Origin of the sequence: Rhizobium sp. RAF56 (assembly GCF_052113965.1) — a bacterium.
Lineage (GTDB): Bacteria > Pseudomonadota > Alphaproteobacteria > Rhizobiales > Rhizobiaceae > Rhizobium.
In genome coordinates this window covers 16,096-34,691 of record NZ_JBFRDU010000029.1, presented here as the reverse complement: position 1 = coordinate 34,691, position 18,596 = coordinate 16,096, and the positions used below count along the sequence as shown (strand labels likewise).

General features: G+C 58.2%; 26 protein-coding genes. 16 read left to right on the top strand and 10 right to left on the bottom strand.

Annotated features, from left to right (window positions below):
* Position 1: 1 nt before the first annotated feature.
* The 4 genes from AB4048_RS21545 to AB4048_RS21530 all read right to left on the bottom strand — a co-directional run bounded on the left by AB4048_RS21545 (position 2) and on the right by AB4048_RS21530 (position 4,459).
* Complete coding sequence (locus AB4048_RS21545; protein ID WP_442204032.1) at positions 2-1,780, bottom strand: DUF927 domain-containing protein; 1,779 nt, start codon at positions 1,778-1,780, stop codon at positions 2-4.
* 73 nt (positions 1,781-1,853) lie between these two features.
* Complete coding sequence (locus AB4048_RS21540; protein ID WP_442204031.1) at positions 1,854-2,354, bottom strand: hypothetical protein; 501 nt, start codon at positions 2,352-2,354, stop codon at positions 1,854-1,856.
* Between the two features lie 56 nt (positions 2,355-2,410).
* Entirely contained in the window at positions 2,411-4,009 is a 1,599-nt protein-coding gene (locus AB4048_RS21535; RefSeq protein WP_442204030.1) for a hypothetical protein, read from the bottom strand.
* Between the two features lie 129 nt (positions 4,010-4,138).
* Complete coding sequence (locus tag AB4048_RS21530; RefSeq protein WP_442204029.1) at positions 4,139-4,459, bottom strand: hypothetical protein; 321 nt, start codon at positions 4,457-4,459, stop codon at positions 4,139-4,141.
* Between the two features lie 273 nt (positions 4,460-4,732).
* Between AB4048_RS21530 and AB4048_RS21525 the strand changes: the two genes are divergently transcribed.
* The 8 genes from AB4048_RS21525 to AB4048_RS21490 all read left to right on the top strand — a co-directional run bounded on the left by AB4048_RS21525 (position 4,733) and on the right by AB4048_RS21490 (position 8,081).
* The gene (locus AB4048_RS21525) at positions 4,733-5,104 is read left to right on the top strand and encodes a hypothetical protein (RefSeq protein WP_442204028.1); all 372 of its coding nucleotides are present in this window, start codon (positions 4,733-4,735) and stop codon (positions 5,102-5,104) included.
* 11 nt (positions 5,105-5,115) lie between these two features.
* Positions 5,116-5,346, top strand: a complete 231-nt coding sequence (locus tag AB4048_RS21520) for a hypothetical protein (RefSeq protein WP_442204027.1) — start codon at positions 5,116-5,118, stop codon at positions 5,344-5,346.
* A gap of 37 nt (positions 5,347-5,383) precedes the next feature.
* Complete coding sequence (locus AB4048_RS21515) at positions 5,384-5,878, top strand: hypothetical protein (RefSeq protein ID WP_442204026.1); 495 nt, start codon at positions 5,384-5,386, stop codon at positions 5,876-5,878.
* Positions 5,879-6,182: 304 nt separating this feature from the next.
* Positions 6,183-6,512: a hypothetical protein gene (locus AB4048_RS21510; protein WP_442204025.1), complete on the top strand. Its 330-nt coding sequence runs from the start codon at positions 6,183-6,185 to the stop codon at positions 6,510-6,512.
* Between the two features lie 87 nt (positions 6,513-6,599).
* Entirely contained in the window at positions 6,600-7,109 is a 510-nt protein-coding gene (locus AB4048_RS21505; protein WP_442204024.1) for a hypothetical protein, read from the top strand.
* Positions 7,110-7,163: 54 nt separating this feature from the next.
* Positions 7,164-7,478 (top strand): hypothetical protein, encoded by a 315-nt coding sequence (locus AB4048_RS21500; RefSeq protein ID WP_442204023.1) that lies wholly within the window; start codon positions 7,164-7,166, stop codon positions 7,476-7,478.
* Positions 7,475-7,774, top strand: a complete 300-nt coding sequence (locus AB4048_RS21495; RefSeq protein WP_442204022.1) for a hypothetical protein — start codon at positions 7,475-7,477, stop codon at positions 7,772-7,774. Before AB4048_RS21500 ends, AB4048_RS21495 begins: the two co-directional genes overlap by 4 nt.
* 109 nt (positions 7,775-7,883) lie before the next feature.
* The gene (locus AB4048_RS21490) at positions 7,884-8,081 is read left to right on the top strand and encodes a hypothetical protein (RefSeq protein WP_442204021.1); all 198 of its coding nucleotides are present in this window, start codon (positions 7,884-7,886) and stop codon (positions 8,079-8,081) included.
* Between the two features lie 324 nt (positions 8,082-8,405).
* Here AB4048_RS21490 and AB4048_RS21485 read toward each other — a convergent pair whose 3' ends face one another.
* Positions 8,406-8,924, bottom strand: a complete 519-nt coding sequence (locus AB4048_RS21485) for a hypothetical protein (protein WP_442204020.1) — start codon at positions 8,922-8,924, stop codon at positions 8,406-8,408.
* A 906-nt stretch (positions 8,925-9,830) separates the two neighbouring features.
* Between AB4048_RS21485 and AB4048_RS21480 the strand changes: the two genes are divergently transcribed.
* The 5 genes from AB4048_RS21480 (at position 9,831) to AB4048_RS21460 (ending at position 11,964) form a co-directional block, all read left to right on the top strand.
* Positions 9,831-10,085, top strand: a complete 255-nt coding sequence (locus AB4048_RS21480) for a hypothetical protein (RefSeq protein WP_442204019.1) — start codon at positions 9,831-9,833, stop codon at positions 10,083-10,085.
* Positions 10,086-10,259: 174 nt separating this feature from the next.
* The gene (locus AB4048_RS21475; protein WP_442204018.1) at positions 10,260-10,547 is read left to right on the top strand and encodes a hypothetical protein; all 288 of its coding nucleotides are present in this window, start codon (positions 10,260-10,262) and stop codon (positions 10,545-10,547) included.
* 2 nt (positions 10,548-10,549) lie between these two features.
* Positions 10,550-10,813, top strand: coding sequence for a hypothetical protein (locus tag AB4048_RS21470; protein ID WP_442204017.1), 264 nt, complete (start codon positions 10,550-10,552; stop codon positions 10,811-10,813).
* Complete coding sequence (locus AB4048_RS21465) at positions 10,810-11,049, top strand: hypothetical protein (RefSeq protein ID WP_442204016.1); 240 nt, start codon at positions 10,810-10,812, stop codon at positions 11,047-11,049. Before AB4048_RS21470 ends, AB4048_RS21465 begins: the two co-directional genes overlap by 4 nt.
* A gap of 243 nt (positions 11,050-11,292) precedes the next feature.
* Positions 11,293-11,964 (top strand): HXXEE domain-containing protein, encoded by a 672-nt coding sequence (locus AB4048_RS21460; protein ID WP_442204015.1) that lies wholly within the window; start codon positions 11,293-11,295, stop codon positions 11,962-11,964.
* A gap of 104 nt (positions 11,965-12,068) precedes the next feature.
* Here the strand turns inward: AB4048_RS21460 and AB4048_RS21455 are convergent, their stop codons facing one another.
* Positions 12,069-13,298 (bottom strand): HXXEE domain-containing protein, encoded by a 1,230-nt coding sequence (locus tag AB4048_RS21455; RefSeq protein WP_442204014.1) that lies wholly within the window; start codon positions 13,296-13,298, stop codon positions 12,069-12,071.
* Between the two features lie 269 nt (positions 13,299-13,567).
* On the opposite strand from AB4048_RS21455, the gene AB4048_RS21450 reads away from it, so the two are divergent.
* The 3 genes from AB4048_RS21450 to AB4048_RS21440 all read left to right on the top strand — a co-directional run bounded on the left by AB4048_RS21450 (position 13,568) and on the right by AB4048_RS21440 (position 15,272).
* On the top strand, positions 13,568-14,368 hold the full coding sequence (locus tag AB4048_RS21450; RefSeq protein WP_442204013.1) for a hypothetical protein: 801 nt from the start codon (positions 13,568-13,570) through the stop codon (positions 14,366-14,368).
* A 290-nt stretch (positions 14,369-14,658) separates the two neighbouring features.
* Positions 14,659-14,922 carry a hypothetical protein gene (locus AB4048_RS21445; RefSeq protein ID WP_442204012.1) on the top strand — a complete coding sequence of 88 codons (264 nt, stop codon included), beginning with the start codon at positions 14,659-14,661 and terminating at the stop codon, positions 14,920-14,922.
* Between the two features lie 80 nt (positions 14,923-15,002).
* Positions 15,003-15,272, top strand: coding sequence for a cyclase (locus AB4048_RS21440; protein ID WP_442204011.1), 270 nt, complete (start codon positions 15,003-15,005; stop codon positions 15,270-15,272).
* Between the two features lie 38 nt (positions 15,273-15,310).
* Here AB4048_RS21440 and AB4048_RS21435 read toward each other — a convergent pair whose 3' ends face one another.
* From AB4048_RS21435 to AB4048_RS21420, 4 genes are read right to left on the bottom strand one after another with little or no spacing between them, the layout of a single operon-like run.
* A complete protein-coding gene (locus tag AB4048_RS21435) occupies positions 15,311-15,526 on the bottom strand; it encodes a hypothetical protein (protein ID WP_442204010.1) in 216 nt (71 codons plus the stop codon).
* Between the two features lie 10 nt (positions 15,527-15,536).
* Entirely contained in the window at positions 15,537-15,899 is a 363-nt protein-coding gene (locus tag AB4048_RS21430; protein WP_442204009.1) for a hypothetical protein, read from the bottom strand.
* Positions 15,900-15,918: 19 nt separating this feature from the next.
* Positions 15,919-16,617, bottom strand: a complete 699-nt coding sequence (locus AB4048_RS21425; RefSeq protein ID WP_442204008.1) for a hypothetical protein — start codon at positions 16,615-16,617, stop codon at positions 15,919-15,921.
* Positions 16,614-18,413: a terminase large subunit domain-containing protein gene (locus tag AB4048_RS21420; protein WP_442204007.1), complete on the bottom strand. Its 1,800-nt coding sequence runs from the start codon at positions 18,411-18,413 to the stop codon at positions 16,614-16,616. Before AB4048_RS21420 ends, AB4048_RS21425 begins: the two co-directional genes overlap by 4 nt.
* Positions 18,414-18,596 lie beyond the last annotated feature (183 nt).

Sequence of the window (18,596 nt, the reverse complement as noted above, 5' to 3'; positions counted from 1 at the left end):
GTCAGTCCTCCTCGGGGAATTCGGAGTTCCCGCGCCGCGCCGCTTCCAAGACGGCTTCAGCCTCGGCGATCTTCTTTTCGAGTTCGCGTACGGCGGTCTCGTAACCTTGGTCGCCCATGCTGGCGCGGTTTTTCTTCTCGTCCCTCAGCAGGTCGTAGCGTTTGCCTCTGAAAAAGGTGATGAGGTCCGCCGTCATTGGCCTCGGCCGGAAAAACGATTTCAGTAGTGGGTAAGCGGAAGGCCCCCTGTGATTGGGAATGTTGCGGGTAAAATTGGCGCGCTTGCCAGTGCCAGTCAGCTTCTTGTCCGCGGCGAGCCGGGTCTCGTCGAGCATGCCACGCTTGCGCAGTTCCCTGGCGATCGCGGAGGGAGCCTTGCTGGACACGGTGAATTTGTGGAAGTCCTTGCAGAAGATGTAATCTACGTCGTCGTCGCTCCAGCCCTCGACCTCACGATGGTACGAGCGGTCGACGGTTTTGTGGACGTGGAAAATTGTCACGTCGGTCTTCGCATCTAAATTCGTGATGATGTTATCGACTGCCTGGGCGAAGTCGTCGAGAAGATGCGCGCTTGTGTCGAGGAAAAGCCGGTAGGCAGTGTCGACCGTGCCCTCGACGTCGATCGCCGTCGGTAGGAGGTCGAGTTTCACGGCAATATAGCCGCAGAGTTTCATCAGCCCAAACACTTCGCGCGCCCGCATCTCCGCGCTCGCCGCACCCGGTTCGCCGATTGTCGCCACCATCGCAGCGAGCTGCTCCCTCAGCTTGTCATGGTCGAGCTTCATGATCGCCTCGGCGAAGACCGGACCGGCGTGGCCATAGTTCTTCTTCAGAAGCCGCTTAAGTTCATCGATCACCTCCGCGGGACGCTGCTTGGCATCGTCGTTGTCGAACAGGATGTCAGGGTGGCGCGCTGCCATGCCGGCCGTCCATAGCCCCTTCTGATCGACGCCCTTGGCCAGCTGCTCGATGCTGCTCTCGCAGGCGGTAAACATCGAAGAGCTCCATGACCGGACCGCCTTTTCCTCACTATTGCGATCGAGCCGCCCTTTGCCACTGCCGGTGTGGAACTCGAAGATGAGCTTTCGCACATCCTTCGGATCGAAATATGAGAGTTCGTCTACGGCGCAGACGGTGCCGTTGGAACGCTGCGCGATCGCCTCGATATTATTGCCGGTCGAGTTGGCGTCCGCCAAAAGCCCGCGGTTCACTCCGCCTTCCATCCGCACTTCCGGCAACGCCCAGCAACTGGTGACCATCTTCAACGCCAGGCTCTTGCCGATCGAGGTACTGCCTTGATAATTGAGACCGCAATTATCCAGTTTTAGGTAATTGACCATCGGCCCGAGGAAGCCGCCAATCAGCGCCATTCGCCAGTGCACGGAGCCTTCGCCAAGCGAGACGACATATTTCGGCAGTTCGTTCCATCCCGGCAGGTCACCCCGCCGTACCGTCTTCTCGGGCAGCTTCACCTTTTCGTCGAGCTCGACAAGTGCCGTGCTGCCGATCGCCCGTCCGTCGAGCGTGACATAGACCCGAGTGCCGTCGACCTCGTGGAAACCGGGGCGGTCGACCACGGTGATGATCTTGCTCGGGTCAGCCGCCTTGAGCACGTTCATCAGCCTTTCCTCGCCCTTCGGGCCGAACAACATGCCGGCGTTCATCAGCTTTTTCTTGAGAAGACCTTGGCTATGAGGCGTCGCCAACTCACCGCGCTGCAGCGTGATGGGAACGCAGGTGCCGTCCTCATCGCGGATGGCGACCTGGAGGCCCTTGGTCACGATATTGCCGGGATAGTGCAGCCGCCCGATCACCGTGAATGGACGATGAAGGGGTCGAAAGACTGACTTCTCGCTATTGGCGGGGGTCTCGTAAGTGCCGGCCCAGAATCTTGCCGTCGTGTCTTGCGCGGTCGTAGGACATCGACGGATCGAGCAAGGGGTAGTCTTTCTTGACCTGCTGAAGCTCTACATCGCCGGCCGTCCTTGCTTGCGCCTGGGCTTGCGCCTTCGCCGCCTCGTCCTGCTTTCGCTTGGCCTCGGCTTCGGCAATTTCCTTGGCGATTTCCTTCCATCGTTTCCGCAACGACGTGATGGGTGTCTGCGTCGACGTCTTGAGCGCCTGCAGCAATGCCTCCATGTCACCGGCGAGGCCGTTGCTAAGACCCCAACGGATAACACCGTCAGCACTCTCAGTAGGTTTCAACCCTGCCGCCGCTGCCAGGATATCACTGAGCTTCTGCGCTCTGGCGGCATCGTCCGCGGCCTCCTTTTCCGCTACCTTCTCCGCCTCTTCAGCGCTGTTCGGCTCAGTATAAAAATTTTTGAAAGCGTCATCGAACGTATCGTCGGTCATGGGATTGCCCCTGCTGGATTTGAACAAAGACGCTCCCCGACAGCGTCGAACGACTGCTATTCCCTCTGTTTTCCGCGCGCGAAACCGCGCACGATCTTCGCAACGATCCCCGCCCCCTGGCCCGGCACGATCTTGTCAAGCGCCAAGCCGCAGATGCGGCACGCTTCGCCGAAGTCCGCCGGATCAACTTGCCGGATGGCCCCGAGTAGCATCATTGTCGCTTTGTGGGCGGCGTGCTGCGCCACGGCGGGCTCGGCTTCAACCAGCGCCTTCAGGCCAGCCACGAGGCCGCTGAGAGGCAGGTGTACCTGCTGCCGTCGGAAAGCTGCCCTCACCTCAAGATGCAGGGCATCCGCTCCGGCCTTAATCTCTGGCGGCACGGTTGGCGCGACAGCAGGCGGCGGCATTCCAGCGGCGGCAGCTGCGGCGCAGGCAGCGGCATATTCCCGCTGCGCCTGAGCATAGAAGGCGAAGTGCAGCGGCGAGCGCCCCTCGCCCTGATGCGGGCAGGTCTTACATTGCTGCGCACCCAGGCCTTTGAATGTCGCGCAATCCGGCCAGCCAAATTTCTTCTGCGCGTATTGCTTTTCGATGGTCGCGCGCTTGTGGTCCGTGTCTTCGATTGCGTAGGTAGGGTCGCCTTTACTGAGCGCACGCGCGGTCTCACGTGGATTGATATCGAAGCGCGCAGCAAGAAGCTTCAGCCGCCACAGAGGCTCAGGATCGCCATACCCTCCGGTGGCGAAGGTCTCAGCCAGCATCGGGCATTCATCGATCGCGAGCCGCAGATCGACAGGCGGCGGCGGCGGCCTGTCATCGACACCGACGCTGAAGTTTGCGCTCCGAGCTGCAACTCCCTCATCCAGAAGCGTGGGGGCATTTTGGTTTGGTTGAATTGCCGGGCGATGCGGCTGGTCCATGACGCCGAGCAGCGCCGCGATTTCGAGCAGCACGTCGGCGCGAAGGACACTACTATCAGCGCTAACCGAGACCGGGCAGTCAACCTCGGCGGACCGCCGCACCGGCAGCCCTTGCGGCTGGCAGGGCTTCATCGCCTCGGGGCCGGCATGGTTCCCGGTCATCTTCGCGAGGACGCGTGCCACTGCCTTGAATTCTTGCGGCAGAAGAACCCGGTCGAGGAAGATCAGCAGCCGTCCACCGCGTTTAATCTTGCCGGTCTTTTCGTTCACCAGACCGTAGGAATACGAAGGCCAACACGCACCGAAGCATTTGAGCCGACCTAGCGCGGCAGGACCGTCGACGAGGATGTCGGGATCGTTGATGTCGTAGTCGAGCAGCATCGCGGAGCCGCAGTTTTCGAAGTGTGCGTCGTCCCGAGCGCGGCCGACAATGAGATCTGGGAAACCGCGCTTCGCCCATTGCTCCTGAGCCGCGACCGAGAGGGGTGCGTCACGCAACGTGCCGAGTGTCAGGTACGGTGCGAAGTCCTTTACACCCGCGACTTTGGCCGAGCGGTTCAAGTAGGCGATCAGATCCGCGACGGTGGCACCAGGGTGCTCTTCCGGCTGGATGACGATGGAAACGCCGCGCCAGACGATGAAGGGACAGGGCGCATTGAGATCCAGCGGCGCATGAAGCCTGTTGAGACAGTCGACCAGCCTATTTGAAATGTCGGATTTCGTTGCTATATTCACGACGGACACTTCCATTGGGTGGGAGCTGTTTAAACCTCTTCCGGCGGCGTAAGTCGTCGGCGGGCGTGGTGGCCTGGCAGGGGGTTTTGATAAGGGCGTGATCTTGCGATCACGCCTTTTTCTTTGCCATCAGAGCACTGCGCGCCTTTCCTCATCGAGGTCGTAACGGCGCACGATGGTCGACGGTGCCGTCTTCATCCGGCGCTGCAGGATTTCTTCGATCCATTCAACGCCATCGGCCGGTTTGACCAGAACCGTCATCGACCCCGCCGTGCCGCACACGCGCGGCCCTTGGCCCCGTATGACCAGCGTTGAAATATTGGCGTGCGTCAGTGCCAGCCCGCGCAGTCCCGCCTGCGCCGAGAGGTCAGTGAGCGTCCAATACATCGGTAGATCCGGTTGAACTTCGCGGACAGCTTCAGCGGCGCGCCTTGGGAATTCTTTTGCCATTCTTTTTTCCCTTTTTCTAAATTCTGAATTGACGATCTTACCAATATAAGCAAGGTTTGTATCAGTCTATATGTAAAATATTTAAGTAACATAGCAGACATAAGAAGATTTGATGGGCAATGATGGGGTTAAGATGGGCAATGAATGGAAATAATAGTGCTGATAAAAGACCGACAATACTTCGCAACAGCTTGAAATATCAACGGAATTGCGTCAACGACGAACGACGATACTAAAATCACCAAAAAAACCACCCAAGGGAGAAGCAAAGCCATGACCGAAGAACAACTCGAACCCGGCAGCATGGGCCGACTAGCCGTCCTGATCGCTGAGATGCGTGCGTTGAGAGTGGGAGCAGCTGAGTTGTCCGCCGGCGCCGATCGCCTTGCTGCGGAGATCGCCGAGGTGCGGCGGATGCAGCTGCAGATACTCAATTATATGGCGGAAATGCTCGCCCTTTTCTCCACCCCGCCGACCGCGACGATACCGCCGGTCGACGAAGTCCAGATGCCCTACCGGGCCGCGCCAGAGCCATCAGCAGCGCCCGCCGAGGAGATCGCCGACGAGCCATGGGTCGATGAGCCCCTACCCCCAGAAATCGCTACAGCGCCCTCGACGAAGCCCAAGCGTAGGGCAAAAGCGTGACGATCAGATCGATGCTGCAGAACCTGTTCGGCAACGAGCCGGAACCTGAGCCGCCAGTGCCCGAGCCAGAACCGCCGAAGTCTGAAGGCCAACTTCAAGCCGAGAGGATGATGAGCATCCGGCAGCGGTATTCGTGCTCAGGGATCACTCCGACCTGCGTCCAGCTGATGGCTTTCGGCGAACTTGATGCGACGTGCAACGCCTGCGACACGAAGTTCAGACCGGGCGGCAAATGGGCATAGCGAAACCCTTGAAATACCAACGCGATTGGAGTGGATCATGACCCAAACGAACCTCGCCGAAAGTGAATTCACCCTGCGCGAGCGCGCGGAAATGAGGGAAGCCAACGGCCGCCTTCGGGGTCTATACAGCGCCAGGCAACTCGACATTTGGCTCGCGTTCGTGCCTCTGGTTATGACGATCCACACCGCGGCGCAGCGTGCAGCCGGCGCGGACAATCCGCAGTACTATAGCGACCACCTCCGCGGCCTCCTGAAGGAACTCATGCCAAATTTCATGGAAGGCGACGATGCGCGCGAGGAATTCGAGCACCTTGTGTGGTTGGGTGAAGATGCCGACCGGCAGCTGATCCTCGCGGAAATTCGCGCCAAATTGATCCCTTCGCGGCATCTTACTCTCGCTACGCCGAAAGCGGCGCGCGATGCCGTGCAGCGCGTCCTCGACGTCCATGCAGCCGAGGAACGGGCGCGCAAGCGTGCGGCCAAGGAAGCCGCGCGGCTCGCGAAGGCGCAAACTGAGAAGCTGGGAGACTGACGAACAACGCCGAGTTCTTAATCATGCTGGCGACGTGGGAAGTTGCAGTGCAGTGGCGTGCTTCCGCTAAGGCGGAAGCGAGTGCTCAAGCGATTGATATCACTCGTTTGCTTGGGTGGACCCGAGATAGGACCGATAGCGACCGCCCGCAAATGAACCGCACTGCTGACGCGTGGAACGCCGCACGTAACCCTATTGCCGAGGCAGGCCCAGCGTCTGCTAAAAAATTTTTTGATAAACCTACGCGAGCATCGTTGCCCGCTATCCTGTTGTTCCGGCGCAGCTTTAGTACAGAGAGTTGTTTATGGAGAATTCGGAAGTAAATACGCACGCATATGTATATGTGCGTGACTATTTGTTGCCAGATGTACTTGTGAGGCCCGAAAACTATAGTTATGTTTCAATTTATGCAGAAAACGTTCGAACAGGCGAAAGACAAATCATGACAGTAAAGAAGCCCATGGGCCGGCCGCCCCACAGCGGCGAGCGGCGTGACAACATTGTTAAAATTCTCCTGACCGACGAGGAAATGCAGGCGCTGCTGGAAGCGGCAAAGCCGACTGGCATTCCCGCCGCCATTTGGGTGCGGTTCCAAATCTTGCAGCAGCTGCAGTTGAACGCCACTACCGCCTAACCCTGCCGTCCACCTGTGACCACAATGAATGCGCGCGGACCCCATGCGCAATCGGAAAAACATACCTTGCGAATGGAGGACTTGAATATGCAAGCGGAACCGACCGAAGCCGCTATCCGTGCCCGCGCCAAGCGGCTTGGCTGGCGTGTCGTCAAAAGCCGCCGGGCGCTCAGCGCCGACAATCTCGGCTGCTACCAGCTTATCGACGATCGCAACTTCGTCGTCATTGGGTGTCGCTTCAATGCCGCCCTTGAGGAAATCGCCGACGCTTTGCCACCGTCGAAGAGATCGCGGCTCGGCGCTGATATGACCGAGGAACTCGATTGCAGTTGGTATTTTGGCCCTTACGACGGAAGTAGCCCGTGCCCGGCCTCCAGCTATGCGCTGGCGGTCGCCAATATCGTGCTATTCACCGAAGTTGGTTATGTCGAGCTGCAGACCGTCTACCGACGGGTTCGCTATTTCGCACTTGTCACCGTTATTGGTGCTCGCCCGCATCTGCCTTGGACGTTCACGAGGATGAAGGCAGGCCGGGAAGCCTCGAGCAGCCTTGTCGTCCCTGAGCGCTTCCATCGCGAACTGGAGGCGCTGTCGTGAGGCGTTCATCCTCGTCGCCATCGCTGCACTCGGGCTCATCCAGGGGAAGTATTAATGGACTACGACACGACGTCTCCACCGCTCACCGGCACGATCGAAGAGCCTGATGAGGTCCGTTCCTCGGACGTCATCGAGGCGATGCGCAAGGCCCGAAGCCGCGTGCTCGCCGACCTGCACCGCTTTCGCAGCGTTGATGCTCCGCCGCAGACCGCCAGTCGCAAGAAGCGCAAGGTCCGCGATCCCAACATCGACCACAACACCATGCATCATCGAGCGATGCGGCAGCTCATTGCTGACGCCCGCGCTGAGCTGGTCCGGTGGGAGAAATTAGAGAACCAGCGCTTCGAGCGCGAAAGGGCCAAGCCGTGACCAAGGAACTCAGATGTTTTTGGTGCTCTGGCGCCTGGGGTACTCTCTTTACCAAACCGGCCGATAGCTATGCATTGGCGCTCGCCGATCTCGTATTGTTCAGCGATATGGATGGCTACGTCTCTCTGGAGACTACGCACCGGGGCAGGACCCACAAGGCGGTCGTCGCCATTATCGACGGTCGCCCCAAACTGCTGGATACCTTTCTCAAGATCGACCGCAGGACCGGCAAGTATGTAGACAGCGGTATTCCAGTTCCCGAGCGCTACCACCAAGAACTCAAGGCAGGTGAATGAACCGTTCGCTGCTCATGGCCATTGCCATCGGGCTCGCGATCGGGAGCACTGGCAGCTCGGGCCTGGCGACGATTGCTTCGCCTCCCCCCGACGAAGAGGAGCCGCTCGAATGATCCTCACCCGCCTACTCATATTCACGCGAACAGCGGCGAACAAAGAAAAACCAAAACGCGATCGTCTACGCCTTTTGGTTATTACCCTTTTGGCAAGCGGACTACTATCAGCGGCCCCGCGCATGCGCTCGATCTTTCATATCGCGGCGATCCGGCTGATGCGCGCCGGACCGCCGGCGCCGTTCGCTACCTAGTACTTGATGTCTCGGGACTGCTGGCGTCCGCCCTGCTTTGTCTGGCGCTTATCCTGACGGCACGATGCGTTGCTTTGTTGGTTGGCGGCGCGGCAATCATGCTTTGTGGATCGTGCCCCTTGGCGCGTATCTTGTTTGACGTCACGCCCTTCACGGCGTTGTTGAGCTTGTTGTGTCGCAGACGACATTCCTGCCGAGCTTGCGAGGAACGTAACAGCCACCAAAGCGGTGAGCAGAGGCTTCAATGCATGCATAGTGCAATCTCCTCTAAAACCCTCCACCCGCGCTCAGACGGGCGAGCGGTAGATGTCGAACAGCAGGCGCTCAATGCTTCATGCATTTCTTGCCCATCGCCATTGCTTTGTAGGTTCCCTTCAGATCGACGACGAAGGTTCCCTTGGTTTCTGGAAACACGATCATCTCGTATTTCTTCGCCACGGCGCGCTTGAACTCCGGGTTGTCTGAGAGGATGTAGCCGCCGGAATATCCGCCCTTGAGTTCGCCGTGGGTGCTGGTAGCAACGCCGCCATAGAGATGACCTCCGATGGAGACGAAGACTTCGGACTTGGTCCCGTTCTTAAGGCCAATATCCTCTTTCGAGAACACCCCAAGATAGCCCACCTCCTGATTTGCGGTGAGCCCCATTTGCACCGAACCTGGGCCAAAGTCGCCCACGATTACGCAATCGCCGCGGGTTTGATTTTTATAGACGGTCCAGTGCTCAACGTCCCCATACTTGACCAGCACATCGCTGGCGCTCGGAACGGGATTTTGAGCGTAGGCTGCTATCGCAGATGAAAGTGCGAGTGACGTCGCAGCGATGAGTGTCACGAAGCTTCTCATTAACATCCCCTTGATTTGTGCAGACTGAATTATGGGTTTGACCTGCGCCCGTAAAGATTATGCGAAGCCATTCAGCGTTATATCCAATGCAAGGTGTGGTCGTGAAATCTTGGGCACTGACCGACGCCGACCCGACCATATATGAACGGAATAAATAGGGAAGACGGAATTAATCTTGATCCAACAGTAAAGTATTTCAAGCTTATAAGTATTCTCCATCTCCACGTAGTATTGCCGGCGTGTTAGTGGTGCCCGGGAGTGGCGGGTCGGCAAGGAACATGAGAAAACACCGACACCTCGTTTCGTTCACTCGTCACTCGGACTGAAAAATATCCCCTCAACGCCCCCACCCGCCGCGAGCAGTAGGAACACCAATACAAGGGATGGAAGGCACAGGATGCTTGCTTGCCACAAGTCCCATCCCCACGCGCAAAGAGCGCCGGCGAAGCCACCTATAGCCAAAGCCCCGCGACCGAGCCCCCCAATCGATATCAACACCGCACCTATGGCGAAGGATACTAGCGCAGGAAATCCCAGCCATTGCTGTAGCCCTGCCTGAAGTGCCGACAGCTGGAAAATACTTAGCGATAACGTTAGTACGGACAATATCAATCCCACGATGAACCTCGTGTTTGATGAATGCTTGATGTACTTCTTGCAGTAGGATGACAGGATTGCTGGTCGAAACAAATAATATTCAGAAACTAGATTAATGGCGGCCGAGTGGAGCTTCGGCCGGAAACTACCGGTACTCCAAATTTTGGTCGGCCTTTTGGGGATGAAAGTTATCCGGCGGCAGTAGATGATCGCAGAGTAGTGGAGCCAGGAGCGAAAGATTGGCACGTAAATGCAATCGGCAGCTTCCCGGCTACTGTAAGCTGATTTGTCCAAATAGGGATTGTCTGGATGGGTTTTACAAAAATCGCGCAAGTGCTGGCGTTGCTTGCAGTGGTGAGCGGCGTGATCGGCATCGTCGTAGGGTTTGTGATCGCAACCGGAGTTACCGGCTGGTCATACGAGCAAGCGCTTACGCGTTACGGCGGCGGTGCCACGTCGTCGGGTCAGGTTATTGACCGAGGACTTTATCTGCTGCTTTTCGGTGTAGCTTTAGGGACGCTCGCAGAGATTAGCCTCGCTTTGCACAACCGAGAAAGTCTCTAACGCAGAACGATTGGCCACACCTGTATCTCATCAGTTGAACCGCAGAAAATTTTCAAAGCGCGTCTGCCTCATCGCTTGACTTGTAACGCAACGTGGAACATTTAGAGAACGGACGTTGCGGCCGTCTCCCCAAAATCAGGGCAGGAATAACCTTCAAGTAGAAGGCGAAAATCTATGGAAACGAAGCCGCTTGCGTTACGCGACATCAACGAACCCACCCTCGCCCTCGATTGCCGCAAGTGCGGTCGTCACGGCGAGCTGAATGTCAAAAGGTTGCGCCAGCGCTATGGCTCTGACTTGCTGATCGCGGTCCTGGTCGAGATCGCGTCGAGGGACTGCAAGTTCCGAGAACGCGGCCAGACGGATCGTTGCGGCGCTTTTTGCGGCACGCTGGAGGTGATGAAGGTTTCATCGGACCTCAGCAGCGGCAATACCTACGCCAAGGCGAAGGGCGGCGAGTAGCCATGCCATCCAGACGCAAAAGTGTCCGCGACGATCAATTCACCTACGCTATCGACGTCGTTGACGTTGACGATATTGCCATCGAGCACATAGCCGGCGCCAACAACATGTTCGTTGCAAATCGCGCCTTCGATCAGTTGCTGTTCTACTTCACCGAAAGATCGATCCTGATGCTGCGCGAAGGTGGTCGCGTCATGCGGCGCGAGCACGGCACCGGGGGATGGCATCGCGAATATATCGCTCGAACGCTGGGGTTGCCGGAATGACCCGGCCTGACCGCAAACCCGAGCGCATCGGGCCGGAAGAAAAGCTGGGCGATATCGCAGGATGGGAAATGCTTCTAGCGCTTTGCAAGTGCGAGCATTTCGCCGAAGTCGATATCCGCAAGCTCAAGCGAAAGTTCGGTGCGGAGACGGTGCTGCGGACGCTCGAGCCAAAGCTCAAATGCGCGAAGTGCGGCGGCAGCGGCGCGGCATTTTTCGCTGTGAAGCTGCCGCGGTAGCTGTTGGCCGACTTGTCCGCGACAAGTGGTCCGCAATCGGCCCTGAGCGGACGTTGATCGTTGARGTATCGACTTGCTCCATTGGATTACTCAATAATCCGATGCCATCGATCAAGCGTCGCTCATCTTCCGGGCGCTTCATGGCGTATATGTTTCGGGTATTAATGACTTTATTGCATTGATGGAGTGGTCATGCTTGATTGCCGTGGTCACTGATTTTCAAGTCATTTAGGGGAAATATCGATGACCTTCGTCCGGATGCACTGGTATCGGCTTGGGTTAGTTCCGGGCGGGCTGATGTTGGTGTGGCTGGCGCTTGATTGGGCTGACATAAGTGTCTTGCAGCGGCTCCTGGCGGCAAACTTCATCGTCCTGACGCTACATGAATTCGAAGAATATGCCTGGCCCGGCGGGTTTCCCTGGATTTGCAATCAAGTTTTGATGCCAAAACCCGTAGGGCGAGTTGACCGCTACGTCCTGAACCAGAACAACGCAGCGTTTATCAACATCTCTGGGTGGGTCTTCTACCTAATTCCGGTATTCGTCCCCGATGTGCTATGGCTCGGAATAGGGCAGATGTTATTCGGGCTCGTTGGCCAAGTGGTCGTCCATGGGGTGGTCATCAACCGCAAGCTCAAGACATGGTACAATCCGGGTCTGGCTGCCGTCATGCTCGGCCACGTCCCTATAGGCATCTGGTATCTCGTCGAGATCGTAAGTGTAGGTACGGCGCACTGGTGGGACTGGCTGCTGGCAATCCTCTACCTGGTCGCTTTCATGGGCATCGTGATGCAGTTCATTGGTTTCCGCATTCTCGCGGACATCAACTCGCCCTATCCTTTCACGCCAGAAGAAATGAACCGGAACGACCCGAAAGGCCAACTGCATCGCGCTGGTATCACGCCGAGTACCTGATCCGTCTCAGCCGTTGCGGTTTACTCCGATGTCGGCCTCGCATGCGAAACTCTCGACGAGAATATGTTCGGCCATAGGCCAGAGCGCGAAGTGTTAGCACTCACCTATTGCGCCGGAACCGGCCGCAGCCACTCAATCTTGAAGAAACGACTTCCAAGGACTGCTAAGATGATCGGCGCGAAACCGATCACGACAGCATACACCTGCAGAGCCGTACCGCCGATCGCCCCGGCCTTGAAAAATCCGTAGTCAATGAAAAGCAAGACATGCGTGAGGGCTCCGGCGGCGAACGCCGCGCCGACGACCTTGCCGCTGTACGGTCCGCCAATCGCGCAGGCGTAAATTACCCAGAGGGACAACGGAACAAACAAGATGACGCTGCTCCATAGGCCGGTGTTGTAGGCCCCCTGAACGACGCCCCCGGCTATATGTAGAAGTCCATTGGCTAGGAGCAATCCCCAGAAGCTGAGACCGATAAGGACATTGCGCCTTCCGAGGTACGCTGCCAGCGGTGCCCCAAACCACATAAGCGCGATGTTCACCAGCGGGTAGAATGACAGGGGCACCGGGCAATCAGGATACGGCGGGAAACCCAAGTTCTTGCAAACCATCTCCGGGAGTGAGTAATCTAGGCCCATCACCGGGAGGCTGTATTCCTCAAACTGATGCACCCAATATAGCGGTACGGCGAGCCAACCCAGCCAAACCGGATCACGCCAGCGGGAGACTATGGTGTTGCCACGGAATGTGTCGGTGAATAGCAGGATGGCGACCATCGGGATTGCCCCACCCAACCCTATGAATGGCCAAACGGTGTAGAACCAGTGTGCTTGCATGGTGCCTCCGTAGCGCTGCGCTCGTGGCGCGCCAAACTGTATTCCGCTTGGGACCATCATAGATACCAATCCCAACCTCTTTGACAACTCGAGATCGATGGCGGCCTTTGCTATTGTTGGATTGATCCGCCGGTGATGACCGCTGTTGGCGCAATCCGGACTGGCCTTCGAACCGCAGCCGCAGTTCGTCACGGTCAGCAATCCCACTGGGGTTCTGTCGTGTGGTGTTGGCGCCACGGTTTCGTTTAATTCCAATCTGATCCACACAAGATGATTTTTTGCTCTATGTTCGTTGTTGTCGCGCCTGGGGGACCGCAGATGATAAAGAAGCCATTGCGTAGTGACCAGTATTCTGACCGTCAGCTCGACTGTCAGCAGGCTTTGGAACTTGCCGTTCACTACGTGATTGATCAGGCCGTAGTTCTTGGCTGGGAACGAGAAGAGGCACTGTTGGCCGTTGGCCATCTTGTAGCAAACATCCTTATCGGCGACCGGCATAATGAGCGGACATATCCCGCGCTCCAGGTTACTCAACACTAACGTGAGCGCCCCGATGTGGGCTTTTGGCAACAGGCAATGCTTAACTACTAACCCTGACGCTCACTCTTGCTTGCGCTAAGGAATGCAAGTGAACACGGTAGGTCGTGTACCACCGGTACTCACGTCGAAGGCAACGTCGACGTAAAACACTCGAGTAGCATTCAGGTGCTCCCGCACCATGGTGCTACTCGGGTGTTTTTTAGCGCGCTAACCGAAGAGAGGCTAAATTGCCGGTCAGCCGTTTTCATGACCTGCGCTTCCAGCCGCACCCTAATTTTCCGGGAGCGGCGGAGGTCTTTGACCGGATGCAGGCCGCGCCGAAGTTCGTCTTTTCGCGTGATGTGATCGAGGGGCTTACAGAGCGTTCCGTCGACTTTTCCAATGCAGTCGCTACCGCAATCGGCGCAGGCCGCACCAAGCTTCCTCGCGACACGATGCTGGTCGAATGGGAGGACGGGCCGGAGGAACGCATATTCTGGCTGATTGAGGAAGCTGCTCCAAACAGCTATCGCATATGGTCAGCCTTCCATTATCGCAACCGCGATCTTGTCTTCGGATACCCTTTTCCAGCTTCCTTCACCCCGAGCGGCGAAGCCTCCGTTCAGAGATACGATGGCCCAATCCCGTCAACCGCGCCGCAGTTGGGGTCATTCATCGACACATACCGCCGAACGGCGGGAATAGCGCTCTGCCTCGCCATGACGCTGCATGTGCGCGGTATCATCACCGTAGACCCGCCGGTCAGGCCGAAGCTAGATGCGGCACGGATCAAGAGGGGCAAGCCGCCGATCCCCCGGGATTACGTCACCGTTCACATCGGCTTCGTCACCGATCGGCATGGCGAACAACACTTATACGAAGAAGGTCGAGGCCACGTTAAGCCGCATGTGCGCTCAGGCCATTACAAGAACCAAGCCTTCGGCCCGGGTCGGGTCGACCGCAAGATAATCTGGATCGACCCCTATCTGGTCAACTACGGCGCCGACACGACGATCGATCCACCGACGCAATATCTCGTGGTCCCTTGAACCCAAGCCTCGCTTGCGCGGCTGCTGGCATCCCTCGCACGCCTTTCGGCACCACGGCGTAGCCAAGGCTCAGACGGCATTCACCGCTTGAGCTTCTGTCCTGGCGCCGGCCGAAACGGTAAAGGCCCTCAGCGGCGCTGCCGCGGTAGCCGTCTCGCTTGAAAACCTGATCTGAGCGGCAGGAGCACACTCTAGCCCTCTCGTGTCCCATCCGGGTAATGTCATTGTTTTCAAGCGGGGCGTAGTGTTCTGTTTGGCTTTCATTTCTGGGGCCACAAGAGGAGGACGCAATGCCTACCGTATTGGCTTATCACGACGTCAAAGAAGTCAAACACTGGCTTGCCTCGCCGCGCCGCAAAGAGATTTTCGAACCGATCGGCTGCACAAACATTCGCACGTTTGTCGATCCACAAGCGTCCAAACGGGTTGGCTTGGTCATGGACGTTGCTGATATGGGACGCCTGGAGGAGTTTATGAAGACCAAGCCAGCGGCCGACGCGATGGAGTATGACGGCGTGTTGCCGGAGACGTTGGTGATCCTCACTCAATCATAGCGGTAGCATTTGCGGGTCCTCATCATAGTCGTGAATTCAAGCCGAGAATGGTGATGTGAAACCCTACGGGGGAGGATGACATGACGACATTGTTCGTAAGGCACACTGTTTCAGACTACGAGACTTGGCGGAAGGTCTACGACACGTTTTCTGCAATCCAGAAGGCGAACGGCGTGACAGCCGAGGCAGTGTATCAAGCCATCGATAACCCCAACGACGTCACCGTCACCCACGAATTCGCCTCGCTGGAGGAAGCTCAGGCCTTCACGAAGTTGGAAGAGCTGAGGGAGGCTATGCACCGTGGAGGAGTGGTCGGGACACCGACAGTCTGGTTCACGGACAAAGTGTAACGCCGCAGAAGCGGTGACTGAGGTGCCTGTCACCCTTCTCAGGATCGTTGCTTCTTCTGCCCCGGCGCCGGCCGCAAAGGCAGTGGCTTGCCCTCGGCGACCAGCTTGTGAAGTGCGTCCAGCTCGGCCTGAGTGTTGATCTGCAGGTTCGTTACGCCAGTGATGTCGGCGATCCGCATGCCGCCGGCATCACGGCCGTCAGTAAACGTGATGCTGCCGCGCGGCAGTGGTTTTTCGGGGCGGTATCCGCTCATTGAACTCTCCTTAAATCGGGAACCACCGAACCGATGGTTTTTTGACCAGGTCGAGGATCATGTCGTCGGACATGCGCGCTAGCTCGGTCGGCAACCTCATGGCGTGATCTTCATCCATCGTAATCGCTGCGACCGGACGGGAGGCGTATGCCGGCGACGGGCGTTGCACGATGACGAACACGCCCATGCGCAGCGCTGCGCAGCTATTCTCTAGTGCTGTCGCCTCGCCTTTCAGCGGCGGTCTGAGACGCACCAGTTTGCCGCAGTTTGCGAAATACTGCTCGTCCGTGGCAGTAAAGTCATTTCTGGCCACCACCGAATTTGTCAAAAGTTGCGCGCGTTCATACCTACTCAGGGATGCTTGTCCGCTCATCTGTTCTTCCTCCTGTTGATCATGTCCATGCGGCCGCTGAGAGCGGTTCTCTCCGCTCACCGCTGCGCCTTGCCCCTCGCGGAGCTGGCAGTTTCGTCGCCGCGAGCAGCTGCGCGAGCGCCATGAGGATGTCGTCGTGCCCACGGTCGATGACCGCGATCTGCCTGCCGGCGGGCGTAACCTTCATCGAGGCGCGGCTCATTTGTCGTTTGAGTTCCTGCACCTGGATTTGCTGTTCGGGATCGGTCAAAGGCAGCGCGAGGATGCCAGATTGGAACGCGACGCCGACGTCGAGCAGCAGCTGCTTGCGGGAAAGGTTCATCACCGGAATGGACGAAGCGCGCCCGCCGATGTCACCGATCAGCATCGGCGTGAGGCCGGCGGAGTGACTGTCGGCGTTGATGATTTTGCATCCGACCAGCGTGTCGCGCGGCAACGCCTGGGCGAGCAAATAGGCAATTGCCGAATTGTTCGAGACATCGACGATGAAACGCGTGGTGCCATGACCGACCTCGCTATAGACCTTTGCCATCGCGGACTGCGCGAACGTGACATGCGCCATCGGCGTGACAGTCGGCTTGAGCGTATCGAGATGGATGATCTTGACGCTGGTCATGTGATTGGCGCGGTGGACTTTGCCGACGACGATCGCTGCCGGGTCAGTCGTGCCGCCAGGGTCGATCGAGCAGATCAGGTAAGGGCCGGTTTCGATCGTCATGCAACACGCCTTTCGAAGGGTCGAGCACTGAAAATCTGCTCCAGATCGAGATGACCGAAAGCCAGGTCCGGATCGAGCGCCGCGTCGCGATGCGAGGTGCCGTCGATCGTGGTGCCGAAGGCGATATCGAGGACATCCTCGGAATAGAGACTGTCGCCAACGGTGCCCCACTTGCACAGCATCTCGACGCCGTATCGGGCGCCGAGCGTGACTTTCATTTCTTCAAGTTGGGCCTTGGTGAAACGATCGGACTGATCAGCCGGTACGACGAGTTTCGACCACTTGGACCCCGCCGCGGTCATCACAGAGTGAAAATAACTGCCGATGATCCCGGCCGACGAGATCCCGATCAGCTGCGCCTTCGGGCGTGCAGCGATTGACGGCAGTACGGCGCTGATAACCGGATCTTGCAGAAACGCCGCTTCTTCAAAAATCAGCAGGTCGGCGGAGTACCCTCGAACGCTCGCGCCGGCATCCTCATTCGAGCCAGGCAGCGAGATGATGCGGCTAGAAGCGCCGGCCTGCTTGTCGGCAATCACCATCTGGAACTGGCTCAGACTGCCGAGTTTGAGACCGGCAACCTGCGCCACGCCAGCACATTTCATCAGCAGCTCAGAGCTTTGCCGCAGCGTCGGCGCGATGATCAGCGAGGTGCTGCCAGGGTTCGTGAGTGCGAAGCAGGTCGCCTTCCTGGCGGTCACCAGTGACTTGCCCGACTGGCGGGCAGCGAGACATCCGACCCTCCTGTCGTAGCAATCCAGCAGCGCCGCTTGCCACCAGGCTGGATCAAGGCCAGTCGCGATGGCGAAATAGCTTGGCACCAGCATGTAAGCCGAGATCGCTTCGAGATCGAGGCGGGTCCGGCCATCGACGACTAGCTTCGATCGTATCGCCGCGATCTCTGCTTTCGAATATCCCGGAAAGTTCTTTCTCGTGATCGCCTTGCCATCCTGATCAATGCCAAGCGCCTCCGCTGCCATGTCTGCCGCTGTGGCGCTGCGCTGGCCGCTATCCAGTGGATCTGGCGCGGGTTCTGGCATCGGTGGGGCATTGGCCCTCGGTGCGGCGGCAACGCGCTCCTGCGCCTCTTGGGCGGCCTCCTGCGGGTGGAAAAGGGGTGATCTCGGCGAACGTTCCCGCTGCTCCCGAGGCGGCGCTGAGGGTTGCTCGGTCCTCGGCTTAACGCCGGAAACTTTGGATGCGAGATCGAGAAGTGAGCGCTCGAACGTCTTGAGATCTTGCTCGGCGGGATCTGGCTCGGGCGGGATCACCGGTGTGGATGCCACCTGCGCAGACGCGTCACCAGTAAGTGACTTGATCACGGCGACGGCTTTTCCGACCTTGCCCTTCGGCAGTGTTTTCAGTGCCTCCCGCTCCATCGCCTTGTCGATATCGAGCGCCCGCAGTTTCTTCAGCGAATATTGTGTGTGATCGAGACCGGCCTTGTGAGCCCGCACCAGTTTCAGCATTTCGGCTTCAGTGGAATTCTCGGCGAGCTTACGAATGCGCTCGTTCGCGTGATCAGCAAGATCCTTAGTGAAGAGATCGCGCTCGTGCCAGGCGCCGAGCTTGTCCAGGCGCTGCGTCTTTTGCAGCTCGGACAGCACTTTCCATGGCCGGTCGGCCACCTTGACGTGGTTCTCGATCAGCTTGCGGCGCGCGGGCGCGCTCACGAACGCGTTGCGTCGACCTTGATTTTTCCTCGGCGTGTATGGCGGGATCTCGTGCGCGTGCAGCGGCACGACCGGGTCGACCTTCTCTCCCCTCAAAGCCCGGTTGACGGCGTCCGCCAGCAAGTCGATGTCGACGCCACGCAGCGCCTCCAGCGAAAGCTTGGCGACGTCGAGGCCGCGCCGCGCCGCGTGGATCAACCGAAACATGTCTGACCCCGTCGAGCCTGCCACCAGAGCCTGCACGGCTGCTACATCCGACTTGCGTAAACTCTCGAAAATCAGGAATTCCTGCGCATCGGTTATCAG

Bases quoted from the DNA above. Each gene is read 5' to 3' on its own strand.
- AB4048_RS21540 (WP_442204031.1), bottom strand. From the start codon at position 2,354: ATGACCGACGATACGTTCGATGACGCTTTCAAAAATTTTTATACTGAG.
- AB4048_RS21530 (WP_442204029.1), bottom strand. From the start codon at position 4,459: ATGGCAAAAGAATTCCCAAGGCGCGCCGCTGAAGCTGTCCGCGAAGTT.
- AB4048_RS21525 (WP_442204028.1), top strand. From the start codon at position 4,733: ATGACCGAAGAACAACTCGAACCCGGCAGCATGGGCCGACTAGCCGTC.
- AB4048_RS21520 (WP_442204027.1), top strand. From the start codon at position 5,116: ATGCTGCAGAACCTGTTCGGCAACGAGCCGGAACCTGAGCCGCCAGTG.
- AB4048_RS21515 (WP_442204026.1), top strand. From the start codon at position 5,384: ATGACCCAAACGAACCTCGCCGAAAGTGAATTCACCCTGCGCGAGCGC.
- AB4048_RS21510 (WP_442204025.1), top strand. From the start codon at position 6,183: ATGGAGAATTCGGAAGTAAATACGCACGCATATGTATATGTGCGTGAC.
- AB4048_RS21505 (WP_442204024.1), top strand. From the start codon at position 6,600: ATGCAAGCGGAACCGACCGAAGCCGCTATCCGTGCCCGCGCCAAGCGG.
- AB4048_RS21500 (WP_442204023.1), top strand. From the start codon at position 7,164: ATGGACTACGACACGACGTCTCCACCGCTCACCGGCACGATCGAAGAG.
- AB4048_RS21490 (WP_442204021.1), top strand. From the start codon at position 7,884: ATGATCCTCACCCGCCTACTCATATTCACGCGAACAGCGGCGAACAAA.
- AB4048_RS21485 (WP_442204020.1), bottom strand. From the start codon at position 8,924: ATGAGAAGCTTCGTGACACTCATCGCTGCGACGTCACTCGCACTTTCA.
- AB4048_RS21480 (WP_442204019.1), top strand. From the start codon at position 9,831: ATGGGTTTTACAAAAATCGCGCAAGTGCTGGCGTTGCTTGCAGTGGTG.
- AB4048_RS21475 (WP_442204018.1), top strand. From the start codon at position 10,260: ATGGAAACGAAGCCGCTTGCGTTACGCGACATCAACGAACCCACCCTC.
- AB4048_RS21470 (WP_442204017.1), top strand. From the start codon at position 10,550: ATGCCATCCAGACGCAAAAGTGTCCGCGACGATCAATTCACCTACGCT.
- AB4048_RS21465 (WP_442204016.1), top strand. From the start codon at position 10,810: ATGACCCGGCCTGACCGCAAACCCGAGCGCATCGGGCCGGAAGAAAAG.
- AB4048_RS21460 (WP_442204015.1), top strand. From the start codon at position 11,293: ATGACCTTCGTCCGGATGCACTGGTATCGGCTTGGGTTAGTTCCGGGC.
- AB4048_RS21455 (WP_442204014.1), bottom strand. From the start codon at position 13,298: ATGCCGGTCGCCGATAAGGATGTTTGCTACAAGATGGCCAACGGCCAA.
- AB4048_RS21445 (WP_442204012.1), top strand. From the start codon at position 14,659: ATGCCTACCGTATTGGCTTATCACGACGTCAAAGAAGTCAAACACTGG.
- AB4048_RS21440 (WP_442204011.1), top strand. From the start codon at position 15,003: ATGACGACATTGTTCGTAAGGCACACTGTTTCAGACTACGAGACTTGG.
- AB4048_RS21435 (WP_442204010.1), bottom strand. From the start codon at position 15,526: ATGAGCGGATACCGCCCCGAAAAACCACTGCCGCGCGGCAGCATCACG.
- AB4048_RS21430 (WP_442204009.1), bottom strand. From the start codon at position 15,899: ATGAGCGGACAAGCATCCCTGAGTAGGTATGAACGCGCGCAACTTTTG.
- AB4048_RS21425 (WP_442204008.1), bottom strand. From the start codon at position 16,617: ATGACGATCGAAACCGGCCCTTACCTGATCTGCTCGATCGACCCTGGC.